The sequence below is a fragment of the Pseudaminobacter soli (ex Li et al. 2025) genome (assembly GCF_029892515.1).
Lineage (GTDB): Bacteria > Pseudomonadota > Alphaproteobacteria > Rhizobiales > Rhizobiaceae > Pseudaminobacter > Pseudaminobacter soli_A.
Map to the genome: position 1 here is coordinate 584,818 of NZ_JARXVF010000002.1, position 18,311 is coordinate 603,128.

General features: G+C 60.3%; 23 protein-coding genes and 1 pseudogene. 13 read left to right on the forward strand and 11 right to left on the reverse strand.

What is annotated here, in order from left to right; genetic code table 11:
- Nucleotides 1-271: 271 nt before the first annotated feature.
- The 6 genes from M2281_RS13520 to M2281_RS13545 form a co-directional block, all read right to left on the reverse strand.
- Nucleotides 272-1,276: a 1-aminocyclopropane-1-carboxylate deaminase/D-cysteine desulfhydrase gene (locus M2281_RS13520; RefSeq protein WP_280821665.1), complete on the reverse strand. Its 1,005-nt coding sequence runs from the start codon at nucleotides 1,274-1,276 to the stop codon at nucleotides 272-274.
- Between the two features lie 37 nt (nucleotides 1,277-1,313).
- On the reverse strand, nucleotides 1,314-2,000 hold the full coding sequence (locus tag M2281_RS13525) for a helix-turn-helix domain-containing protein (RefSeq protein WP_280821666.1): 687 nt from the start codon (nucleotides 1,998-2,000) through the stop codon (nucleotides 1,314-1,316).
- A gap of 12 nt (nucleotides 2,001-2,012) precedes the next feature.
- A complete protein-coding gene (locus M2281_RS13530) occupies nucleotides 2,013-2,729 on the reverse strand; it encodes an amino acid ABC transporter permease (protein WP_280821667.1) in 717 nt (238 codons plus the stop codon).
- The gene (locus M2281_RS13535; protein ID WP_280821668.1) at nucleotides 2,726-3,433 is read right to left on the reverse strand and encodes an amino acid ABC transporter permease; all 708 of its coding nucleotides are present in this window, start codon (nucleotides 3,431-3,433) and stop codon (nucleotides 2,726-2,728) included. The genes M2281_RS13530 and M2281_RS13535 overlap by 4 nt, the downstream gene beginning before the upstream one ends.
- Before the next feature lie 69 nt (nucleotides 3,434-3,502).
- Nucleotides 3,503-4,300, reverse strand: a complete 798-nt coding sequence (locus M2281_RS13540; protein ID WP_280821669.1) for a transporter substrate-binding domain-containing protein — start codon at nucleotides 4,298-4,300, stop codon at nucleotides 3,503-3,505.
- Between the two features lie 47 nt (nucleotides 4,301-4,347).
- On the reverse strand, nucleotides 4,348-5,133 hold the full coding sequence (locus tag M2281_RS13545; protein ID WP_425537722.1) for an amino acid ABC transporter ATP-binding protein: 786 nt from the start codon (nucleotides 5,131-5,133) through the stop codon (nucleotides 4,348-4,350).
- Between the two features lie 241 nt (nucleotides 5,134-5,374).
- Here M2281_RS13545 and M2281_RS13550 point away from each other — a divergent pair, with 241 nt between their 5' ends.
- The 5 genes and pseudogenes from M2281_RS13550 to M2281_RS13570 all read left to right on the forward strand — a co-directional run bounded on the left by M2281_RS13550 (nucleotide 5,375) and on the right by M2281_RS13570 (nucleotide 7,206).
- Nucleotides 5,375-5,899, forward strand: coding sequence for a DUF4142 domain-containing protein (locus M2281_RS13550; RefSeq protein ID WP_280821670.1), 525 nt, complete (start codon nucleotides 5,375-5,377; stop codon nucleotides 5,897-5,899).
- Nucleotides 5,900-5,908: 9 nt separating this feature from the next.
- The gene (locus M2281_RS13555) at nucleotides 5,909-6,226 is read left to right on the forward strand and encodes a cupredoxin domain-containing protein (protein WP_280821671.1); all 318 of its coding nucleotides are present in this window, start codon (nucleotides 5,909-5,911) and stop codon (nucleotides 6,224-6,226) included.
- A gap of 31 nt (nucleotides 6,227-6,257) precedes the next feature.
- Nucleotides 6,258-6,443 (forward strand): annotated as a pseudogene (locus M2281_RS13560) (hypothetical protein); the annotation flags it as partial.
- Between the two features lie 68 nt (nucleotides 6,444-6,511).
- A complete protein-coding gene (locus M2281_RS13565; RefSeq protein ID WP_280821672.1) occupies nucleotides 6,512-6,757 on the forward strand; it encodes a type II toxin-antitoxin system Phd/YefM family antitoxin in 246 nt (81 codons plus the stop codon).
- A complete protein-coding gene (locus M2281_RS13570; protein WP_280821673.1) occupies nucleotides 6,754-7,206 on the forward strand; it encodes a PIN domain-containing protein in 453 nt (150 codons plus the stop codon). The genes M2281_RS13565 and M2281_RS13570 overlap by 4 nt, the downstream gene beginning before the upstream one ends.
- Nucleotides 7,207-7,423: 217 nt before the next feature.
- Here the strand turns inward: M2281_RS13570 and M2281_RS13575 are convergent, their stop codons facing one another.
- The 4 genes from M2281_RS13575 to M2281_RS13590 form a co-directional block, all read right to left on the reverse strand.
- Complete coding sequence (locus M2281_RS13575; protein ID WP_280821872.1) at nucleotides 7,424-8,833, reverse strand: NAD-dependent succinate-semialdehyde dehydrogenase; 1,410 nt, start codon at nucleotides 8,831-8,833, stop codon at nucleotides 7,424-7,426.
- Between the two features lie 205 nt (nucleotides 8,834-9,038).
- Complete coding sequence (locus tag M2281_RS13580; protein WP_280821674.1) at nucleotides 9,039-10,244, reverse strand: MFS transporter; 1,206 nt, start codon at nucleotides 10,242-10,244, stop codon at nucleotides 9,039-9,041.
- 41 nt (nucleotides 10,245-10,285) lie between these two features.
- The gene (locus tag M2281_RS13585) at nucleotides 10,286-11,596 is read right to left on the reverse strand and encodes a sensor histidine kinase (protein ID WP_280821675.1); all 1,311 of its coding nucleotides are present in this window, start codon (nucleotides 11,594-11,596) and stop codon (nucleotides 10,286-10,288) included.
- A 14-nt stretch (nucleotides 11,597-11,610) separates the two neighbouring features.
- Nucleotides 11,611-12,270 (reverse strand): response regulator transcription factor, encoded by a 660-nt coding sequence (locus M2281_RS13590; RefSeq protein WP_280821676.1) that lies wholly within the window; start codon nucleotides 12,268-12,270, stop codon nucleotides 11,611-11,613.
- A gap of 155 nt (nucleotides 12,271-12,425) precedes the next feature.
- Here M2281_RS13590 and M2281_RS13595 point away from each other — a divergent pair, with 155 nt between their 5' ends.
- The 8 genes from M2281_RS13595 to M2281_RS13630 all read left to right on the forward strand — a co-directional run bounded on the left by M2281_RS13595 (nucleotide 12,426) and on the right by M2281_RS13630 (nucleotide 17,434).
- A complete protein-coding gene (locus tag M2281_RS13595; protein WP_280821677.1) occupies nucleotides 12,426-12,707 on the forward strand; it encodes a PepSY domain-containing protein in 282 nt (93 codons plus the stop codon).
- A 3-nt stretch (nucleotides 12,708-12,710) separates the two neighbouring features.
- On the forward strand, nucleotides 12,711-13,250 hold the full coding sequence (locus M2281_RS13600; protein ID WP_280821873.1) for a cytochrome b/b6 domain-containing protein: 540 nt from the start codon (nucleotides 12,711-12,713) through the stop codon (nucleotides 13,248-13,250).
- Between the two features lie 148 nt (nucleotides 13,251-13,398).
- Complete coding sequence (locus M2281_RS13605) at nucleotides 13,399-14,103, forward strand: VIT1/CCC1 transporter family protein (RefSeq protein ID WP_280821678.1); 705 nt, start codon at nucleotides 13,399-13,401, stop codon at nucleotides 14,101-14,103.
- 279 nt (nucleotides 14,104-14,382) lie between these two features.
- On the forward strand, nucleotides 14,383-15,264 hold the full coding sequence (locus M2281_RS13610; RefSeq protein WP_280821679.1) for an MBL fold metallo-hydrolase: 882 nt from the start codon (nucleotides 14,383-14,385) through the stop codon (nucleotides 15,262-15,264).
- Nucleotides 15,265-15,269: 5 nt separating this feature from the next.
- Nucleotides 15,270-15,611 (forward strand): ArsR/SmtB family transcription factor, encoded by a 342-nt coding sequence (locus M2281_RS13615; RefSeq protein WP_280821680.1) that lies wholly within the window; start codon nucleotides 15,270-15,272, stop codon nucleotides 15,609-15,611.
- Between the two features lie 4 nt (nucleotides 15,612-15,615).
- On the forward strand, nucleotides 15,616-16,044 hold the full coding sequence (locus M2281_RS13620) for a YeeE/YedE family protein (protein WP_280821681.1): 429 nt from the start codon (nucleotides 15,616-15,618) through the stop codon (nucleotides 16,042-16,044).
- A 2-nt stretch (nucleotides 16,045-16,046) separates the two neighbouring features.
- Complete coding sequence (locus M2281_RS13625) at nucleotides 16,047-16,478, forward strand: DUF6691 family protein (protein ID WP_280821682.1); 432 nt, start codon at nucleotides 16,047-16,049, stop codon at nucleotides 16,476-16,478.
- A 173-nt stretch (nucleotides 16,479-16,651) separates the two neighbouring features.
- Nucleotides 16,652-17,434, forward strand: coding sequence for a sulfite exporter TauE/SafE family protein (locus M2281_RS13630; RefSeq protein WP_280821683.1), 783 nt, complete (start codon nucleotides 16,652-16,654; stop codon nucleotides 17,432-17,434).
- Nucleotides 17,435-17,557: 123 nt separating this feature from the next.
- Here the strand turns inward: M2281_RS13630 and M2281_RS13635 are convergent, their stop codons facing one another.
- Entirely contained in the window at nucleotides 17,558-18,268 is a 711-nt protein-coding gene (locus M2281_RS13635; protein WP_280821684.1) for a hemerythrin domain-containing protein, read from the reverse strand.
- Nucleotides 18,269-18,311: the final 43 nt, after the last annotated feature.

Here is an 18,311-nt window from a genome sequence, read left to right on the forward strand (position 1 = left end):
CTCCGCCCATCTTTTGCCAAGCACATTACGCTCGCCGTTGTGCTTATCCTATCGTTGGCAAGCACGGTGAGATGGCGCGGAGTTGAGGAAATTGCGAAGAGTATATGTGGTCGCCGTCACTTTAGAGAGCAAAGGCGCCATAAGGCGATTTGGCGGATAGTTTGAAAGCCCGTTCCGGAGGAAGGGGCTTGAAGACCGACTTGGTCGGCGGAAAGCTCCACAGGGCGCCGAAGAACTGCGCATCGCACAGTTCCTGGGTACCGCCGTAATGTCAGCCAATCGACTTGAACATACCAAACTGCGAAAACAGAGACGGCGTGCCGCCGGTGTGGATGAGGCAAGCCGGCTCGTCCGCCGGGATGTGGCCGCGCTCGATGAGGTCCACAAAGCCGGCAAAGGTCTTGGCCGTGTAGATGTGCTCGATCAGTATGCCCTCAGTGCGCGCCAGCGAGATGATGGCCTGCTCGGATTGCGGTGTCGGCTGGCCGTAGCCTTCGCCCAGATAGTCCATGTGGTAGTGGACAGGAACGTCGTCGAGATCCGGCACAGCCAGTCCCGTATGGCTGCGTAAATCGTCATAGATCCGGCTGATGCGCGCGGCGAGCTCAGCCTGGCCATATTCGACGCTCACCAGATGTACCTCGAACGGGTTGCCGAGAAGTGCATTGCCGAAAATGAAGCCCGCTTCCGTCGGCCCCATCGATCCAGCAAGAAATACGTGCCGCAGCGGCTTGTCCTCGCGGAGGACCTGATCGTGCATTTCGGCGGCGGCAACGACATATCCAAGCGCGCCCACGACCGCATCGCCGACGATGTACGGCACGCGCCCCTGTGCGGTCAGTTCGGCGGCTGCCTTCAAGATTGCTTCGCCGCGCTGCTGTTCACTGACCGGCCCGAGGTAGCGGACTTCCGCGCCGAACAATTTGTTCAGGAAGGATCTTTGGCGGTTTGTTTCGTTATCGGCGGAGTTGTGGAAGACGATGCAGTTGAAGCCCGTCATTGCGGCTGCCGCCGCAGTGAGGCGGCAGAGGTTCGACATTGCGCCGCCTGCCACCAAAAGCACGTCGGCGCCCGCGCGCTTTGCGGCGCCCAGCCAGAACTCGAGGCTGCGCAGCTTGTTGCCGCCGAGCGCGATTTCCATGAGATCGTCGCGCTTCATGTAGAGCCCGGGACGCTCCAGCTTGGCCTCGAGATAGCCGAGGCGCTGCAGGGGCGTGGGCATGTTCAGCAGGGTATGTCTTGGGTCGCGCAGCAGCGCGCTTGCTCTGTCCGGCATGGAGGCAGGTCCGCTTATTCCAAATTTCTGATGGTACTTACTGGGGTGATCGGGCTTTGCGGACTTGATCGATGTAGTTGTAGATCGAGTATTTCGAGACATTCAGGCTGTTCGAAACGATCTCGACCGCGCCCTTCACGCGAAAGACACCCCTGTCTTCAAGCCGCCGCACGATTTCGAGCCGATATTCCTTTCCGGAGACGCTTCTGGTGCCGTTTCGGCTCTCGAATGTCTCGGCAATGATCGACTCGACGATCTGGCCGATATCTTCCTCGCCACCCGTTTCGGTCGGGCGGGGCTGTTCGTCGATGCCGCAAAAGGTCTGAAGCACATCGATGCTGGAGATCAGATGTTCGATGCAAAAGTCGATCTTCAGCACGCCGATCTGGTTGCCTGTGGCCGGGTCGCTGATCATCGTCAGGGACGAACTCAGCCGCCGACCGTCCGGCGTGGTGGACGTGAACATGATGCGGCCGGAATTGGACCGATTTGCCTGGTTGAGCTTTTCGAGGATCGGCGGCGCCAGACGCGAGCCTATCGGGACATCCATGACGGTGCCAGACACGGCGATAAGTCGGGCCGGCCCCTCGCGCATGTCGTACAGCGACACCTGGCAATTGGTACCGAACTGAGCGACCAGCGTGTCCATGAGCAGGACAAAGGCCTGGAACGTCCGGTCGCCTTGCGGCTCAGGTGAATTCGGATTTCTCTTCTCTTTCGGCATGACCCGCTCCCCCTATGTCCTGACCATTCGCCCGTTCTTCGACCGCTCTTCGAGCCGCCCGACAAGCATCAGAACGGGGAAACAGAAGGCGAAGTAAAGGGCGCCTGCCAGGAAATATATATAGAGAATATCACCTGGGAACCGCACGATCGAGATATCGGCCTGCCGCATAAGCTCGACGATACCCACCACCGACACGATCGACGTCGCCTTGATCAGCGTGACATAGACGCCGCCAAGTGCCGGCAGGATCAGCCCGACGGATTGCGGCAGGATGATCAGCCGCAGCGTCTTGAGCCGGGTGAAGCCGAGTGCGAACGCGCCTTCCCATTGCCCGCGCGGAATAGCGCGAATGGCGCCGCTGACGATTTCGGTCACATAGCTCGACGTATAAATGCCGAGGCTTACGAAAGCGGCTGTCTGCGAGTCCCACTGAAGCCAGGAATAGCCGGTGTTGGGCAGCACGAAATAGATCACATAGAGCTGGACCAGAAAGGGCGTGCCACGCAGCAGATGCAGGTAGGCGCCGATCAGAGGCGTTGCGATGCGGATATATTGGCCGCGAAGAATGCCCAGCATCCCCCCGAATAAGGAGCCCCAGACGATGCCGACCAAGGCAAGCTTGAGCGTCTCCACGAAACCCTTGAGCAGCGCGGGCATCACCGCGGCGGCGATTTTCCAGTAATGGGCGAGATCGCTGCCCAGGAAATCGAGAAGCTGGCTGATCATGCCGGTACCCTCCAGCCGCGCCCCGCCAGACGATCCTCGACCAACCGCGACAGGAAAAGCACCAGCAGATAGATGACGAAGTAGATCGCGGCGATGGTGAGGAATGCTTCGTTCGGTCGGACACGGTCGCTGTTCAGCAGCATGCCTGCGCTGACGAGATCGAAAACCGTGATCAGCGACAAAAGCGAGGTATCCTTGATCAGGATGGCCGTCTGCCCGAGCAGAGCGGGAATGATGTTCACGATGCCTTGCGGCAGGATGACATAGCGATATTGCTGGAAGGTTGTCATGCCGACCGCAATCGCACCCTCCCTCTGGCCATTCGGCACGGAAAGAAGCCCGGAGCGGATGATCTCCGCCATATAGGCACCGGTATGCATGGTCAGCGCTATGATGCCGAGAATGATTTCGGGCAGTCGCCCCATCGACGGAAAGATCGCAGGCAGGCCGAAATAGACGATGTAGATCTGCAGCAAGAGCGGCGTCGACCGGATGATCTGGACATATGCCGCTGCCGGATATGACAGAAACCGCCGACCTGAGATTCTCATCAAGGCAAGCGCAAGGCCGAAGACAAGGGAGAGGGCGAGACTGAAGGCTGCCGCAGTGACCGTGTGGCCAACGCCCCTTGCAAACTCATCGACATATTGGCCGACAATCCGGATGTTATATGCGGACTGGATGGCACTGACGAAATCTTCCACGACCCCTCCCATGCGAGCATCAAGGCTTCGGGCAGCGGTGCGCGCCGCCCGAAGCCTGAGGCAAAGGCTTTACTTGTGATCCTTTTCCCAGGCGGTGGTGTTCCACCAGTAGTCCAGCAGCCTGTCGAGCTTGCGGTCGGCCGTGATCAGATCGATGTAGTTGTCCATCCAGAACTTGAGCTGGATGTTCTCCTTGCGGGTGGCAAATGCCAGCGGCTCGCGCGTGATGACGCCGTCAAGAACCTTCAGATTGTCGAAGCTGGTCGCATAGGCGGCAACGTTGCTGACGCTGGAGACGGCGGCATCGACACGGCCCGAGGCCACTGCCTGGGCCGAGGCCGGACCGCTGGCGAATTCTTTGGCCGTGGCGTTCGGCATGAACTCCTTGATGGCGACGACATAGGTTCCGCCCTGCGTGCCGCCGACGTTCACGCCAGCAGCGTTCAGGTCTTCCCACTTGGTGAAGGGTTTGTCCTTGGCCGTAAACGCGATCGTGTCCTGGTAGAAGAACGGCTTGGAGAACAGCAGCGCGGCGGTGCGTTCCGGCGTCGGGGTCATGTCGGCCGCGATGATGTCGAACTTGTCGGCCAGGAGAGCCGGGATCAGGCCCTTCCAGTCATAGTCCTGGATGACGAGCTTCACGTTGAGGTCCTTCGCCATCATGGTGACGAGGTCGATGGCAAGCCCCGTACGCTCGCCGTTCTTGTCGATGAAGCTGACCGGCTCGCCCTGCGTCTGGACGCCGACCCGCAGCTCGCCGCGCTGCAGAATCCTGTCCATGATGTCGTCGGCATAGGCCGCCGTAGACGCCGCGATTGCGGTGGCAGCAACGACTGCGGTTGCTATAGACTTCAGAATTCGTCTCATTGACTTTCCTCCCACTTGAGACAACTCAGCGCCGGATAAGGACGACGCTATCCAACGAGCGAAAGAAACTTTCGCGTTCGTTCACTCTGCGCATTGAGAAATACTTGCTCGGGCGGCCCCATCTCGACGATCGCGCCGGCATCCATGAAAACCACCCGGTCGGCCACTTCCCGCGCGAAATGCATCTCGTGCGTCACCACGACCATGGTCATGCCTTCGCCGGCGAGTTCGCGCATCAGGTCGAGGACACCGCCGACCGTCTCGGGATCGAGCGCCGATGTGGCCTCGTCGAACAGCATCACCCGTGGGTTCATCGCCAGGGCTCGCGCGATCGCCACGCGCTGCTGCTGGCCGCCGGAGAGCTGCGAGGGATAATTGTTCGCGCGCTCCAGCATTCCGACCTTGGCGAGAAACTTCCTGGCATTCGCCTCGGCCTCGGCGCGTGGGCGCCGCTTGACCGCGACCTGCGGGAGGACGACGTTTTCCATCGCCGTCTTGTGAAGGAAAAGGTTGAAGTGCTGGAACACCATGCCGACCTTCGTCCGAAAGGCTGGCAGGTTCGTCGTCTTGTCGGTCACGACGTCGCCGTTCACGACGATGGTGCCGGAATCGATCTTCTCCAGTGCGTTGAGCGTGCGCAGCAAGGTGCTCTTGCCAGAGCCCGAAGGGCCGATAATGACGACCACCTCGCCGGATTTCACCGTCAAGGAAACATCGTCTAGCGCAACGATGCCGGAACTGTTTGCTGTCGCCGGATAGCGCTTCTTGACTGACTTTATTTCGATCGAAATCGCTCCCGGACATTGTCCGGGCGCGGCAATGGCAGCGCTCAAGTCAGTTCCCCCACGCCCGTCCAATCGGGCAAGAGGGAACCTATCGAAGCGCAATTGTGATTGTCAAACTTTTTTTATTCTAAAAATTTTTTGTAAGATCGATGGCGCCGCTTGCCAGTGATCATCGGAACCGAGCGCTGCGTTGAAACGCCCATTTTCCCTGACTGGCGGCTCAACTCATGATAGACTTTTCCGCGAACCGAATGATTGCCGGTGGTGTCTGCCACCGCGGGAGGTTCTGATGGACATACGTCCAATTGTGATGTTGGCCACGGTCTACCTTATTGGCGCAGCGCCCGTTGCTCTGGCCGCAGATAAGCCCAACGATCCCCAGATCGCACACATCGCCTATACCGCGGGCGTGATCGACGTCGAAGCGGCGAAGCAAGCCCTGGCGAAATCCAAAAACAAGGAAGTTCGGGATTTTGCTCAAGACATGGTGCGCGACCACAAAACCGTGAACGAACAGGCGCTTGCCCTGGTCAAGAAACTCAAGGTTACGCCCGAGGACAATGACACCAGCAAGGCCTTGACCAAAGCGGCCAGTTCAGAGCTCGCCAAGTTGACCAAGCTGGACGGCGCGGCCTTTGACAAGGCCTATATCGAAAACGAGGTCGCCTATCATAAGGAGGTGAACGCTGCGCTCCAGAACGTGCTGATCCCGTCGGCCAGCAATGCCGAACTCAAAAGCCTGCTCGAAACCGGTCTGAAGATATTTCAGGGCCACGAACAGCACGCCGAGCAGGTTGCCGCCGGGCTGAAGTAGGAGGGAGCGATGGTGTCAAGACGGTATCTGTTGGCCACCGCCGTACTGGCGCTGGTCACGAGTGGTGGCGCCCAAGCGGAGACCATTCAGGTCACGATCAAAAAACTGGCGTTCGCTCCGGCAGACATCCATGTCAAGGTCGGCGATACGGTGAAATGGGTGAATATGGATGCCGTCGCTCATTCGGCAACGACCAAGGGCGGATGGGATGTGACCATTCCTCCGAACAAGAGCGCCAGCGAGGTGATGAAGAAGGCAGGAGAGTTCAACTACCACTGCCGCTTTCACCCGAACATGACGGGCCATATTACCGTGGCTGGGCGATAACCGCCTCCAGTAGCGCTGCGAGCCCGGGCCGCGTGGCGGCAAGGCAAGCCCCGAGCAGGTGCAGGAACTCCAGGAAGCCCGTCAATCCTTCGACGAGGCGATCGAGGCCGCTTCTGGCAATACCGCCCGCGCGGTCCGCGCCCTCCAACTCGAAACCGAACTGCGCACCGATCCGCGCCCCCGCGCCGACCTATTCATAGAGCGCTGGCTCAGAATCCTCAGACTTACTTGCAAATTGGCCTGCCCTTGATATAGTAGGCAATATCACTACTGCAGGAGTATCCCATGGAGGAAGCCGTTTCCGCCGCCGATGCGAACCGCAAATTTTCCCTCATTCTGCGCAGCGTCAAGGAGGGCCATAGCTATGTCGTCACCAGCCATGGACGGCCCGTTGCCCGGATCGTTCCCGCAGACAGGCGCGAGACCGTGGCGACGGGTGCGCGCAACGCCCTTCTGTCCCGCCTTGAGCAGCAGCCCGTCGTGAATGCCGGACGCTGGACCCGCGACGAGCTTTACGAGGATGAACGGTGAAGGTCGCGCTCGACACCAATTTCCTGGCCTATGCCGAAGGCGTGAACGGGGCCGACCGGCGCGCCGTTGCGCTGGACCTTGTGAAGCGCTTGCCGGCGGGAAGCGCGATCATTCCAGTTCAGGTGATCGGTGAGTTGTTCAATGTGCTGGTTCGCAAGGCGGGGCGGACGCGCGGCGAGGCGCGCGAAGCCTTGCAGGGCTGGCGCGATGCCTTTCCTGTTGCCGACACGACCGCAGAGGCAATGCAAGCCGCCGTCGATCTGGCTAGCGACCACAAGTTCGGTATCTGGGATGCCGTGATTTTGTCGGTATCGTCGCAGGCCGGGTGTCGTCTTCTCCTGTCGGAAGACATGCAGGACGGCTTTACATGGGGCGGCGTCACCGTGGTGAACCCATTCGCGGCGACCAGACATACATTGCTGGAAGCGCTGTTGTCCGACGCAGACTGACACGGGAGAAAGCTGAACCGAACTGGCGACCCGTCCTATGTGCCGCCGTTCCTTCGCAATCGCCCCACGCTTGAGGTTTATGCCTTCACAGCCTGAATCTCGTGCCGCTTCATGCTTGTTTGTCTTCAATCACAGACAGGAACCGGCATGGAGAACGACGGCGACAAGGAGCATCGCGAATGTCGGTTTCGGTAAATGGCGGGGGGCGTACTATCCTTCAGATGCCGCCCATGCAGAGATATTTCATTTCAAGGTAGTCCTCGAGACCATGGCGGGATCCTTCGCGCCCGATGCCGGACTGCTTCATCCCTCCAAAAGGTGCCGCCTCCGAGGACATGCGTCCTGTATTGATGCCCACCATGCCATATTCCAGGGCCTCTGCCACACGCCACACGCGCTTCAAATTCGAAGCGTAGAAATACGCGGCAAGGCCATAAATCGTATCGTTTGCGGCCCGGACAACCTGATCCGCGTCTTCGAAGCGGATGATCGGGGCCAAAGGCCCAAATGTCTCCTCCTGGGCCACTTTCATCTCATTGGAGACACTGGTGAGGACTGTGGGCTGGAAAAACGTACCGTTTGTGCCGATCCGGTGTCCGCCGCATCGGATTGCGCCGCCTTTTCCGATGGCGTCGGCGATGTGAGCTTCGATCTTGGCCAGAGCGTGCTTGTCGATCAGCGGCCCGATCGCGACGCCCGGATCGAAACCGTCGCCAACCGAAAGCTCACGAACCCTTTCAACGAATTTGTCGACGAACTCATCGTGGACGCCCGATTGGACGTAGAGGCGGTTCGCGGAAACGCAGGTCTGGCCGGCATTGCGAAACTTCGCCTGGATCGCGCCGTCAACAGCGGCGTCGACATCGGCATCGTCGAAAACGATGAAAGGTGCATTGCCGCCCAGTTCGAGGCTGACCTTCTTGATCTGGTCCGAGCACTGACGCATGAGCAGCCGCCCGACCTCGGTCGACCCGGTGAAGCTGATCTTGCGCACCGTGGGGTTGGAACAGAGTTCACGTCCCACCGCCGCGCCTTCGGAGGCGTAGATAAGGTTCACGACCCCGTCGGGGAAACCGGCCTCGGCGGCGAGCGCGAACATGGCCCCGGCAACCAGAGGCGTTTGTTCGGCGGGCTTCAGCACGATCGCGCACCCCGCCGCCAATGCCGGCGAGATCTTGCGCGCCACCATCGAGGCGGGAAAATTCCATGGCGTGATCGTGCCGACAACACCGATCGGCTGTTTGATCACCAGCATGCGACGGTCGGTCGACGGTGCCGAAATCGTCTCGCCATAGATGCGGTTGGCTTCTTCGGCATACCATTGCAGATACGCGGCCGCATGAGACACCTCCGACTTGGCTTCGGCAAGCGGCTTGCCCATCTCTGCCGTGAGAATTGCGGCGAGATCATCGGTATGGGTCACGATCAGCTGATGCCACCGCCAGAGCGTGTCGCTACGATCTCGCGCGGTCAACGCAGCCCATTCGGCCTGCGCGACATAGGCTTTGTCGATCGCCGCACGTGTCTCCTCGACGCCCATGTCGGGGAGTTCTGCCAGCAGTTCACCCGTGGATGGATTTACGACCTCGAATGTGCGTCCGCCGACTGGCGTGCCAAGTGCCGGCATGCGATCGATGGAGCCAAACAGGTCCGGGGATTCCAGGTGACGGATCAGCGGTAGGCACAGGGGCAATACCGGTTCCTCCTCAAAAGCGGCTGACATATCGATTGGTTGAGCGCCGGCATCTAGCCAAAAATGTGGCCTGCTCATAGGGCCTGGAACGACCGGCTGCAGAACCACCGCCCGCAAAACGATTGCTGATCAGTGTAACCTAGGAGCCGGCGAGGATGGTTCTTCGAACGGGCCACAAGCCTGCGAGCGTAACCAAGGCGAACGCTGCACCAGCCACGAAAGTGGCCTGCGGGCCTGCCAGGTCCCAAAGAACTCCGGCAATGAGGCTCGCGGCCAGCAGGGCAACGCCCGTCGTCAAGTTGAACATCCCAAATGCGGTTCCCCGCAGTTCGGCCGGGGCAGTATCGGCGACCAAAGTGGCCAGTAGTCCCTGGGTGAAGCCCATATGGAGCCCCCAGAGTACCGCTCCTACAACGACCCCGACAAAATCGCTTGAAAATGCGAGGAAAAGATCCGCTACGACCAGAAACACGAGGCCGATAGCCAAGAGCACAAGGCGGTTCACCCGATCGGCGAGTACGCCCACGGGGTAGGCCGACAGCGAATATGCGATGTTCATCAAGACGAGAATGATCGGGATGAGCGCAATTGGAAAGCCGACCGATTGCGCACGCAAGACCAGAAACGCCTCGCTGAAGCGGGCCAGTGTAAAAACTGTCGCAATGCCCACCACCCACCAATAGCCAGCGCCAAGTCGGCGCAACTCGTCACGCCTGAGCGGCATGCGAACACGTCGCAACTCCTTCGGGCGATCTGGTTCTTTTACGGCGACGACAAGCAAGCCGACCGCGAGAAACGCAGGCACGACGGCAATCCAGAACACGGTCTGGAAATGATCGGCCGTGAGCCACATAAAGCCGATCGCCATAAGAGGGCCGATGAAGGCCCCGGCGGTATCGAGCGATTGGCGCAGCCCGAAGCTTGCGCCGCGCAGATGCGGCGGCGCAATGTCGGCAATCAGGGCGTCTCGCGGAGCGCCTCGAATGCCTTTGCCTACTCGATCGACAAAGCGCGCGGTAACGAGCCAATTGAGCGACGTGGCCAATGGGAAGACCGGCTTGGTGAGGGCCGCCAAACCGTAGCCAAGCACGGTCAAGAGCTTGCGCTTGCCGAGCCAGTCGCTCAGCGCCCCCGAAAAGACTTTTGTGATCGATGCGGTCGATTCCGCGATTCCTTCGATCATGCCCACTGCGAGCACCGAGGTTCCGAGCGCAGTCACCATGTAGATGGGCAAAAGTGCGTGGATCATCTCGGACGAGATATCCATAAGCAATGAAACAAAGCCGAGTGCCCATATCCCGGGCGGGATGGCTTGCCGTCTACTATTGATCTCCACTTTGGCCATTCTGCACCCAATCGCCCCGATCTGCCGATCGTTGCCATAACTCAGAGCGTCAGCAAGGCCTCAAATCCGTCCGACCGGTTGGCGCGGGGAGATCGCAGATCAAGTGCGCCGCCCATCTGCCTTGCAAGTGTCGCGGCGATGGAGAGGCCGAGGCCTGTTCCTTTGGCATTTGCCGATGCCCTTTGGAATCGTGCGGTGAGTTTTTCGAGCTCTTCTGGCGATACAGTTGGACCTGAGTTGGAAACCGAAATGGTGTCGTGATTTTTTATGGAAATCGTGACGGGATCGTCGGCGGTTCCGTGAATAAGCGCGTTCTCGATCAGGTTGCGCAACACTATCGCGAAGGCGTCGACATCCACCCTTCTGGTCAGCGTGTATGAAGGCTCCATGTCGAGAACAATTCGGCCGGCACCCTCGGCACTACGTTCGAACTCGGCAGCAACCAGACGAATGACGACCGCCAGATCAATAGCCTCTGCGGCCAATCCAATGCCGGCTTCGGCACGGGCAAGTTGAAGCAGCTTTTCTGTGAGACGCGTAAGCCGCATTAGCGATGTTTCGACATTATGCGCGCGAATCCTCGCGCCGCCGGTCGGCAGTTCCAGGGCCAGGCGTTGGACCTGGGCGAGAGCACCGGCAATCGGCGTGCGCAGTTCGTGGGCAGCATTGGCCGTGAACTCACGTTCGGCGTTGATGGCATCGCGGAGGCGAGCGAGCAGGTGGTTGACCGAACTTGCGATCGTTCCCAGTTCGGTCGGCAGCGTCTCGACTTCGATGGGAGAGAGATTTGCGCTATCGCGAGCCGCAATTTCCCGTGTGAAGCTGCCTATTGGCTTCAAAGATTGCCTGACGACCAGCCAGATCACGACAAGGCTGAGGGGCGCAAGTGGCAGCACCGGGACAAGGAGAGAGAATGCGCTTTCCCGCATCGCTTCCCGTCGATGCTCGAGTGGGTCGGCGACTTGCAGAAAAAGCGTGCCGGAAAGTGCCGCCTCGGTGTAGATGCGGTGGGTCGCCGTCTGATGGAAGCCGGTCACCAGCGGCACATCGAACGGCTGTTGCGGGGCATCGTGCGAATGCAACAACACCTGCCCATTTGCGTCGCGCGCCTGGTAGATGAGGTGCTCCTTGTGGGCCAGGGCAGCCTCGTCGATACGCCGCGGATTGGTCGAAGCGCCCCGCTGGTAGAGATCATCCACGACAATAGGCACCAGTCGCTGCGTTGTTTCCTGCAGTGCGCTGTCGAAGACCTCTTGGTACTCATGGTACATGACGAAGGCGGCCAGTCCTGCGGCAGCAAGCCAGAAGAGAACCGCGACGCCGATAAGCCAGCGCATCAGGCGGCGGGTCATGCTGATTGGCCTGCTCATGTGTTGGCAATCCTGTAACCGACGCCACGCACGGTCGTGATGACCTCGCCGCCGAGTTTTTTGCGCAAACGGCTGACATAGACTTCCACGGTGTTGCTCTCCACCTCGGCACCCAACTCGTAAAGAGCATCCTCGATCTGGGTTTTGGAGACTATGGCGCCTTGACGAGAAAGAAGCCGATCGAGCACGGCCCACTCGCGCGCCGTCAGGTCGATGGGGCGATCCTCGCGTGTCACGATCCGCTCGGCAGGGCTAATTCTCAGCGGCCCGATAGCCAGCCGCGGCTGAACATGCTGGCCGTATCGCCTGGCAACGGCATGAATGCGCGCCGAGAGCTCGTCCAGATTGAAAGGTTTGACGAGATAATCGTCGGCACCAGCGTTCAATCCCGCAATCCGGTCGGAAATCTGGTCTCGCGCCGTCAGGACTATGACCGGGACGGCGTCGGCGCGATCCCGAAGGGCGCGGAGAAAGCTGAGCCCATTCCCATCGGGCAGATGCAGGTCGAGAAGCACGAGCTCATATGCAACTACCGACGCGAAATCTCCCGCCTCAGCCAGGGTCTTTGCCCAATCGACTGCGTGGCCCTGGCTGCTGGCATGGTCCCTGACCGCGCCGCCAATCGCCTTGTCGTCTTCGACCAGAAGTATGCGCATCTCGATCTGCTTGCCTCATCACTTGGGTTGGCCCCTTAGATTGAAGAACTGACAGCCACCTGAACGCAATGCCTCACAAAGTCTCGGCCCCGTTCAGGCTGCTGTCAGCATCGCGCTTCACAAGGCCAGCATCGGATCAACCGAAGGAGCTTGAAATGAAGACAATGATCCTCGTACCCGCCGTGTTTCTTGGCATGCTGGCAAGCGCCCCTGCATTCGCAGGCAACAAGTGCGACGTTCCGGTTGGTGAGTGGCAGCCACGCGAAGCACTCGAGGCCAAGTTGAAGTCTGACGGATGGAAGGTCCGCTCCATCAAGACCGAGAACGGTTGCTACGAGGCTTACGCCATCGATGCAGGCGGCAAGAAGGTCGAGGCCTATTTCAACCCCAAAACCCTTGAGCGGGTCGCCGGTTCAAGCGAAGACAGCGAGGGCTGAGTGATGCCTGCCACCGTGAAGATCTGGGATCCGTTCGTCAGGATTTTCCATTGGAGCCTCGTGGCCAGCTTCGCGGTGGCCTGGCTGACCGCTGACGAGCTCAAGAATGTGCATGAGATCGCGGGCTACGCCGCTGGAGTGCTTGTAGCGTCTCGCCTGGTATGGGGGCTGGTTGGTTCCCGCTATGCACGCTTCACGCAATTCATCCGCAGCCCAAGCCAGACGGTCGGCTATGCGAGCGACGTTCTGGCGCGCCGGGAGGCTCGATATCTTGGGCACAATCCCCTTGGCGCGGTGATGATTGTCTGGCTCCTCCTGGCGATGTCGGTCGTGGCTATCACCGGATGGCTGCAGACGACCGACGCGTTCTGGGGAATAGAATGGGTCCAGAAGGTTCATGAAGTCAGTGCGAACTTCATGCTCATCCTGGTCGGCCTGCATGTCGCTGGCGTGGTCTTTTCCAGTGTCCGCCATAGCGAGAACCTCGCGCGGGCCATGCTGACAGGTCGCAAGGCTGCGGCCGAAGTGGGCGATGTTTCCTGACGGCACTTTAGTGCGCTGAAAGACGGAGCAGGTTCAGCCAAGAACGCTGGACCTGCTCCCGTCGTTGTTAAATACTGCCGATAGCCGATGTTATTTCGGCCATAGCTTAGGAAGCGGCAGTGGAGTTGCAGCCCTCGAGGAGGCTCAGATGGTGAGATCTGTATCGCATCGGGAACGGCACCTCGTGCAGCGGATCGGCTGGCTTCGTGCGGCGGTTCTCGGCGCAAATGACGGGATCGTCTCGACTGCAAGCCTGATCGTAGGCGTCGCGGCTGCCTCTACGGGCAAGCCTGAGGTTTTGCTGGCCGGCCTTGCCAGCCTCGTGGCCGGTTCGATGTCGATGGCCGCGGGCGAATATGTGTCGGTGAGCTCGCAGGCAGACACCGAAAAGGCCGATATTGCGCGGGAGCGGACGGAACTGCGCGATTATCCGGAAAGCGAGCTTGAGGAGCTCAAGCAAATCTATGTCGACCGCGGTCTCGACCAACATCTCGCACACCAGGTGGCTACCCAATTGATGGCGAAAGACGCGCTGGGCGCCCATTCGCGGGATGAATTGGGTATCTCCGAGGTCGTTGCCGCCAAACCGGTCCAGGCAGCGATCACCTCTGCCTTGACGTTTGCCGCAGGAGCGGCGCTGCCGATGATCGTGGCCTCGACCGTACCGTTCGGCGTGCTCATTCCTTCGGTGTCGGTCGCATCTCTGGTGTTTCTCGCAGCGCTCGGTGCTGTCGGGGCGAAAACCGGAGGCGCAAGCCCGCTGCTCGGCGCGAGCCGCGTGGCGTTCTGGGGAGCAGCCGCAATGGCGGCGACTGCCGGCATCGGCTGGCTTTTCGGAACTGCAACTGCGTGAGCAGGACCTCGCCGAAACCGGCAGCGCCAAGGCGTAACGGATAGCAGGCTGCATCTGAAAGAACCTCGATCGGCCGATAGCGGCGCGATTTTCAATTCAGCGTCACCGGCACTTATCGATTGCAGGCTCGGGCGCCCCCTAACGGCAGCTTCACAAGCGAGGCAACGCCTGGCAATCGTCATTTGCGAATTATCTATTGCAAAAAAATGCAATCATATATATCTAATCGTCAGCGGCGAGCACCGCCGAGCGCAATGCTACCACCCGATGAGGCTGCCCATGACTTTGAAACCCGACGTTACCGCCTTCTTCGACCCGCGGACATTTTCGGTCCAGTATGTCGTCGTCGATCCGGCCACCCGGAAATGTGCGATTATCGATCCGGTTCTCGATTTCGACGAGAAGTCGGGCTTGACCGCGACCACCAACGCAGACCGCATCCTCGACTTCGTCCGGGAGAGGGGCCTCAACGTCGAGTGGATCCTCGACACGCATCCCCATGCCGACCACTTCTCGGCTGCGCGCTATCTCAAGGCGAAGACCGGGGCGCCGACGGCAATCGGCGAGCGGGTCGTCGACGTGCAAAAGCTTTGGAAAGGCATCTACAACTGGCCGGAGCTCGCTGCCGACGGCTCGCAGTGGGACAAGCTGTTCGCGGAAGGTGAAACCTTCCATGTCGGCGCAATCCCGGCAAAGGTGCTGTTCTCGCCAGGCCATACGCTGGCCTCGATCACCTATGTGATTGGCGATGCCGCCTTCGTGCACGACACGCTGTTCATGCCCGACAGCGGAACGGCGCGCGCCGATTTCCCCGGCGGCAACGCCGCACGGCTGTGGAAGTCCATCCAGGAAATCCTGTCGCTGCCCGACGAAACCAGGCTGTTCACCGGTCACGACTATCAGCCGGGCGGACGCGAGCCCAAATGGGAAAGCACGGTCGCCGAGCAGAAAGCACGCAACACGCATATTTCGAAGTTCCCGACGGAGGCTGAGTTCGTCGCGGTCCGTCAGGCGCGCGACAAGACACTGCCGATGCCGAAACTCATCCTGCATGCGCTGCAGATCAACATCAACGGCGGCCGCCTGCCCGAGCCGGAAGCCAACGGCAAGCGCTATCTGAAATTCCCGCTAGACGCTCTCGAGGGAGCAAATTGGGGGTAGGGACGATGACCAAGGAACAGACCCCAGCAATCGCCGATCTGCTCGAACGGGCCGGAGAAGCTTCGGATTTCCTGAAGAAGCTGGCCAACCCGCAACGGTTGATGATCGTCTGCGCGCTCGTCGAGGGCGAGCGGTCGGTGCGCGAGTTGGAGGACGGCCTCGGCATCAGACAGCCGGGCCTCTCCCAGCAGATTGCCGAACTCCGCGATGCCGGACTGATCGTCGGGCGCAAAGAATCGAAGTCCGTCTTCTACCGTCTCGCCGACGAGCGCGTAAGCGCAACCGTGACGCTACTCTACCGCATGTTCTGCTCCCCGAACGCGGAAACCACATCGATCGAAAGCTAAGGAAATGACCGAATTTACTCCAGTCGCCTCCACCATCGGTGGCGTCCTGATCGGCCTCTCGGCCGTGCTGCTGATGGCCTGGGAAGGGCGCATTGCCGGCATCAGCGGCATAGCTGGCCGCCTGCTGCCGCCATATCTCGACGGCGCCTTCCTGTCCCGCCTTGCCTTTGTCCTGGGTCTCGTCGGCGCGCCACTTCTTTACAGCGTCGCAACGGGCCACAACGTGCTTCAGACCGTTTCGGCCAACCTGCCATTGATGGCCGTGGCCGGCCTGCTCGTGGGCTTCGGCTCGGTCTATGGCAATGGCTGCACCAGCGGCCATGGCGTCTGCGGCCTGTCGCGGCTGTCGGTCCGATCGCTCGTGGCGACATTGACCTTCATGGCAACCGCCTTCGCGACCGTCTTTATCGTCCGGCATATCCTGGGAGTCTGACCATGTCGTTCATCGTCAATCTCGTGCTTGGCCTGCTGTTTGGCGTCGGACTTGTCGTGTCGGGCATGTCCGATCCGGCAAAAGTCCTGAATTTCCTCGACCTGTTCGGCACTTGGGACCCCTCGCTCGCCTTCGTGATGGGTGGGGCAGTCATCACGGCTTTCATCGGCTACCGCATCGTCTTCAAGCGACCGAAGCCCGTGGCGAGCGCATCGTTCCATCTACCGACCCATGTCGATATCGACCGGCGCATCCTGGTTGGAGCGGCCATCTTCGGCGTCGGCTGGGGATTGGGCGGCTTCTGCCCAGGCCCCGCTCTCACGGCTACATCGCTGGGCGCCGCCGGCGCATATGCCTTCCTGCCGATGATGTTCCTCGGCATGTGGCTGGCACGCATGGCCGCCACAAGGAAAGTCGTCACCACCACGACATGACCTTCCGACCGGATTCCACCTCCGTGGAATCCGGTCACCTAGAGCTGGATGATCTAAATTTGAATCGTCATCTCGCTCTAAGCTTTTGTTTTTGAATCATGATCTTGTCCGAAAGGTCTGCAACTTTTCGGGATCATGCTCTAACGCACATGACCGATAGAAAGGCCGGGACCATGTTTCTGGAACCCGTTCAATATGCTTTGGGTGCGCTCTCGGGAGGTCTTGTTGGCCTCACGCTCGGCCTGTTCGGCGGAGGCGGATCTATTCTCGCAGTGCCGCTGATGGTCTATCTCGTCGGCGTCCCGAACGCACATCTCGCCATTGGCACCAGCGCGGTTTCCGTCGCGGTCAATGCCGTGACTGGTCTTGCCAGCCATGCCCGCAACGGCACTGTCAAATGGCGCTGCGCGGCCATCTTTAGCGTCGCTGGTGTGCTCGGCGCCTTCTTCGGCTCGTCGCTCGGCAAGGCGCTTGACGGCAGCCACCTGCTGCTGCTGTTTGCCGGCCTGATGCTCGTCGTCGGCATGCTGATGTTCCGCAGCCGCCAGGATGGGGGCGATCCGGCCGCTGCCTGCACCCGTGACAATGCCCCCAAGGTCCTGGGCTTCGGCGGCGGCACGGGCCTTTTGTCGGGCTTCTTCGGCATCGGCGGAGGGTTCCTCATCGTTCCCGGTCTCGTCGCTTCAACAGGCATGCCGATGATCAACGCCATCGGCTCGTCTCTGGTCGCCGTCACAGCTTTCGGAATGACCACGGCCATTTCCTATGCGCTGTCGGGCATGGTCGACTGGCCGCTCGCCTTCGTCTTCATCGTTGGCGGCATTGTCGGTGGCCTTGGCGGCTCACGCGCAGCCCTCTTGCTGCAGAAGCGCAAGGGCGCGCTGAACATGTCATTCGCGCTGATGATCGTGGCCGTCGCAGGCTACATGGTTTGGCGTAACCTGCAGGGTGTTTAGAGCGGCACCGTGAGAGAAGATGGCGGGAAAGATCCTTGGATGGTGATGTCGTTCACGCGACACTAGAGTGGGAAATGGCGGCCGACATGGCCGCCATTGTGGGTCGATACGCATCGACGGTGCTCACGCCACGAGGTCGAGGCGGCGTGCAAGATCAGCGAATTCGGCCGCCGACAGGTTAGGCCGGGCCGCAAATTCGATTACCGCGTCAAAGGCCTCACGTGGCGCCTGCTGCTTCATGCCACCCAGCATCGCGGCACGTTCCCCTGGGTTGGCCGCCGGGATCATCAGTCGCATGAAGGCCATTGCCTTTTCCGGTGGAAGCGAGCCGACAATGCGGTTTTCGATCGCCATCAATTCCGCATCGGAGAACAGCGACCACAACTGCGGGGCTGCGACTGTCTCCTCCTCGTGCATATGCTCGAGGTCGTGGGCGATATAGATGCCGAAGGCCAGGTACAGCTGACGCCCGAGAGCGGTACGCTCGTCTGCCTTGGCCGCTTCTATGTCCGCCACGAGTGCCTCGAGCCTGGCGAAGGTGGCGCGATGGTCGTCATGCTGATGGTCGAGACGGTCGACGGAAGCAGCGCCGCGCGCACGCAGCGCGTCATGGATTTGACCGTCCTCATGCTCGAGATGGGCGGCGGCAAGCGCCAGAAGCCCGCGCATGTCCGATAGCAGATCCGCCGTCGCGCGGGCATCATTGAAATCGATATTGCCCAGCCGCACTAGAAGATCGCATTGGGCTTTCCGAAGGCCCTTGTGAATAGGGCCATATAGATCATAACGGCCTTTGAGATCCATGATCTCGCTAAGATGATGTGTGTGGGTCATGAAACGCTCCATATGTTGCTGACTATGGAGCAGGGTCTATGGG

Bases quoted from the DNA above. Each gene is read 5' to 3' on its own strand.
- M2281_RS13615 (WP_280821680.1), top strand. From the start codon at position 15,270: ATGACCAAGGAACAGACCCCAGCAATCGCCGATCTGCTCGAACGGGCC.
- M2281_RS13620 (WP_280821681.1), top strand. From the start codon at position 15,616: ATGACCGAATTTACTCCAGTCGCCTCCACCATCGGTGGCGTCCTGATC.
- M2281_RS13540 (WP_280821669.1), bottom strand. From the start codon at position 4,300: ATGAGACGAATTCTGAAGTCTATAGCAACCGCAGTCGTTGCTGCCACC.
- M2281_RS13600 (WP_280821873.1), top strand. From the start codon at position 12,711: ATGCCTGCCACCGTGAAGATCTGGGATCCGTTCGTCAGGATTTTCCAT.
- M2281_RS13630 (WP_280821683.1), top strand. From the start codon at position 16,652: ATGTTTCTGGAACCCGTTCAATATGCTTTGGGTGCGCTCTCGGGAGGT.
- M2281_RS13625 (WP_280821682.1), top strand. From the start codon at position 16,047: ATGTCGTTCATCGTCAATCTCGTGCTTGGCCTGCTGTTTGGCGTCGGA.
- M2281_RS13605 (WP_280821678.1), top strand. From the start codon at position 13,399: ATGGTGAGATCTGTATCGCATCGGGAACGGCACCTCGTGCAGCGGATC.
- M2281_RS13520 (WP_280821665.1), bottom strand. From the start codon at position 1,276: ATGCCGGACAGAGCAAGCGCGCTGCTGCGCGACCCAAGACATACCCTG.
- M2281_RS13635 (WP_280821684.1), bottom strand. From the start codon at position 18,268: ATGACCCACACACATCATCTTAGCGAGATCATGGATCTCAAAGGCCGT.
- M2281_RS13555 (WP_280821671.1), top strand. From the start codon at position 5,909: ATGGTGTCAAGACGGTATCTGTTGGCCACCGCCGTACTGGCGCTGGTC.
- M2281_RS13580 (WP_280821674.1), bottom strand. From the start codon at position 10,244: ATGGCCAAAGTGGAGATCAATAGTAGACGGCAAGCCATCCCGCCCGGG.
- M2281_RS13575 (WP_280821872.1), bottom strand. From the start codon at position 8,833: ATGCCGGCACTTGGCACGCCAGTCGGCGGACGCACATTCGAGGTCGTA.
- M2281_RS13525 (WP_280821666.1), bottom strand. From the start codon at position 2,000: ATGCCGAAAGAGAAGAGAAATCCGAATTCACCTGAGCCGCAAGGCGAC.
- M2281_RS13610 (WP_280821679.1), top strand. From the start codon at position 14,383: ATGACTTTGAAACCCGACGTTACCGCCTTCTTCGACCCGCGGACATTT.
- M2281_RS13595 (WP_280821677.1), top strand. From the start codon at position 12,426: ATGAAGACAATGATCCTCGTACCCGCCGTGTTTCTTGGCATGCTGGCA.
- M2281_RS13530 (WP_280821667.1), bottom strand. From the start codon at position 2,729: ATGATCAGCCAGCTTCTCGATTTCCTGGGCAGCGATCTCGCCCATTAC.
- M2281_RS13565 (WP_280821672.1), top strand. From the start codon at position 6,512: ATGGAGGAAGCCGTTTCCGCCGCCGATGCGAACCGCAAATTTTCCCTC.
- M2281_RS13550 (WP_280821670.1), top strand. From the start codon at position 5,375: ATGGACATACGTCCAATTGTGATGTTGGCCACGGTCTACCTTATTGGC.
- M2281_RS13585 (WP_280821675.1), bottom strand. From the start codon at position 11,596: ATGACCCGCCGCCTGATGCGCTGGCTTATCGGCGTCGCGGTTCTCTTC.
- M2281_RS13590 (WP_280821676.1), bottom strand. From the start codon at position 12,270: ATGCGCATACTTCTGGTCGAAGACGACAAGGCGATTGGCGGCGCGGTC.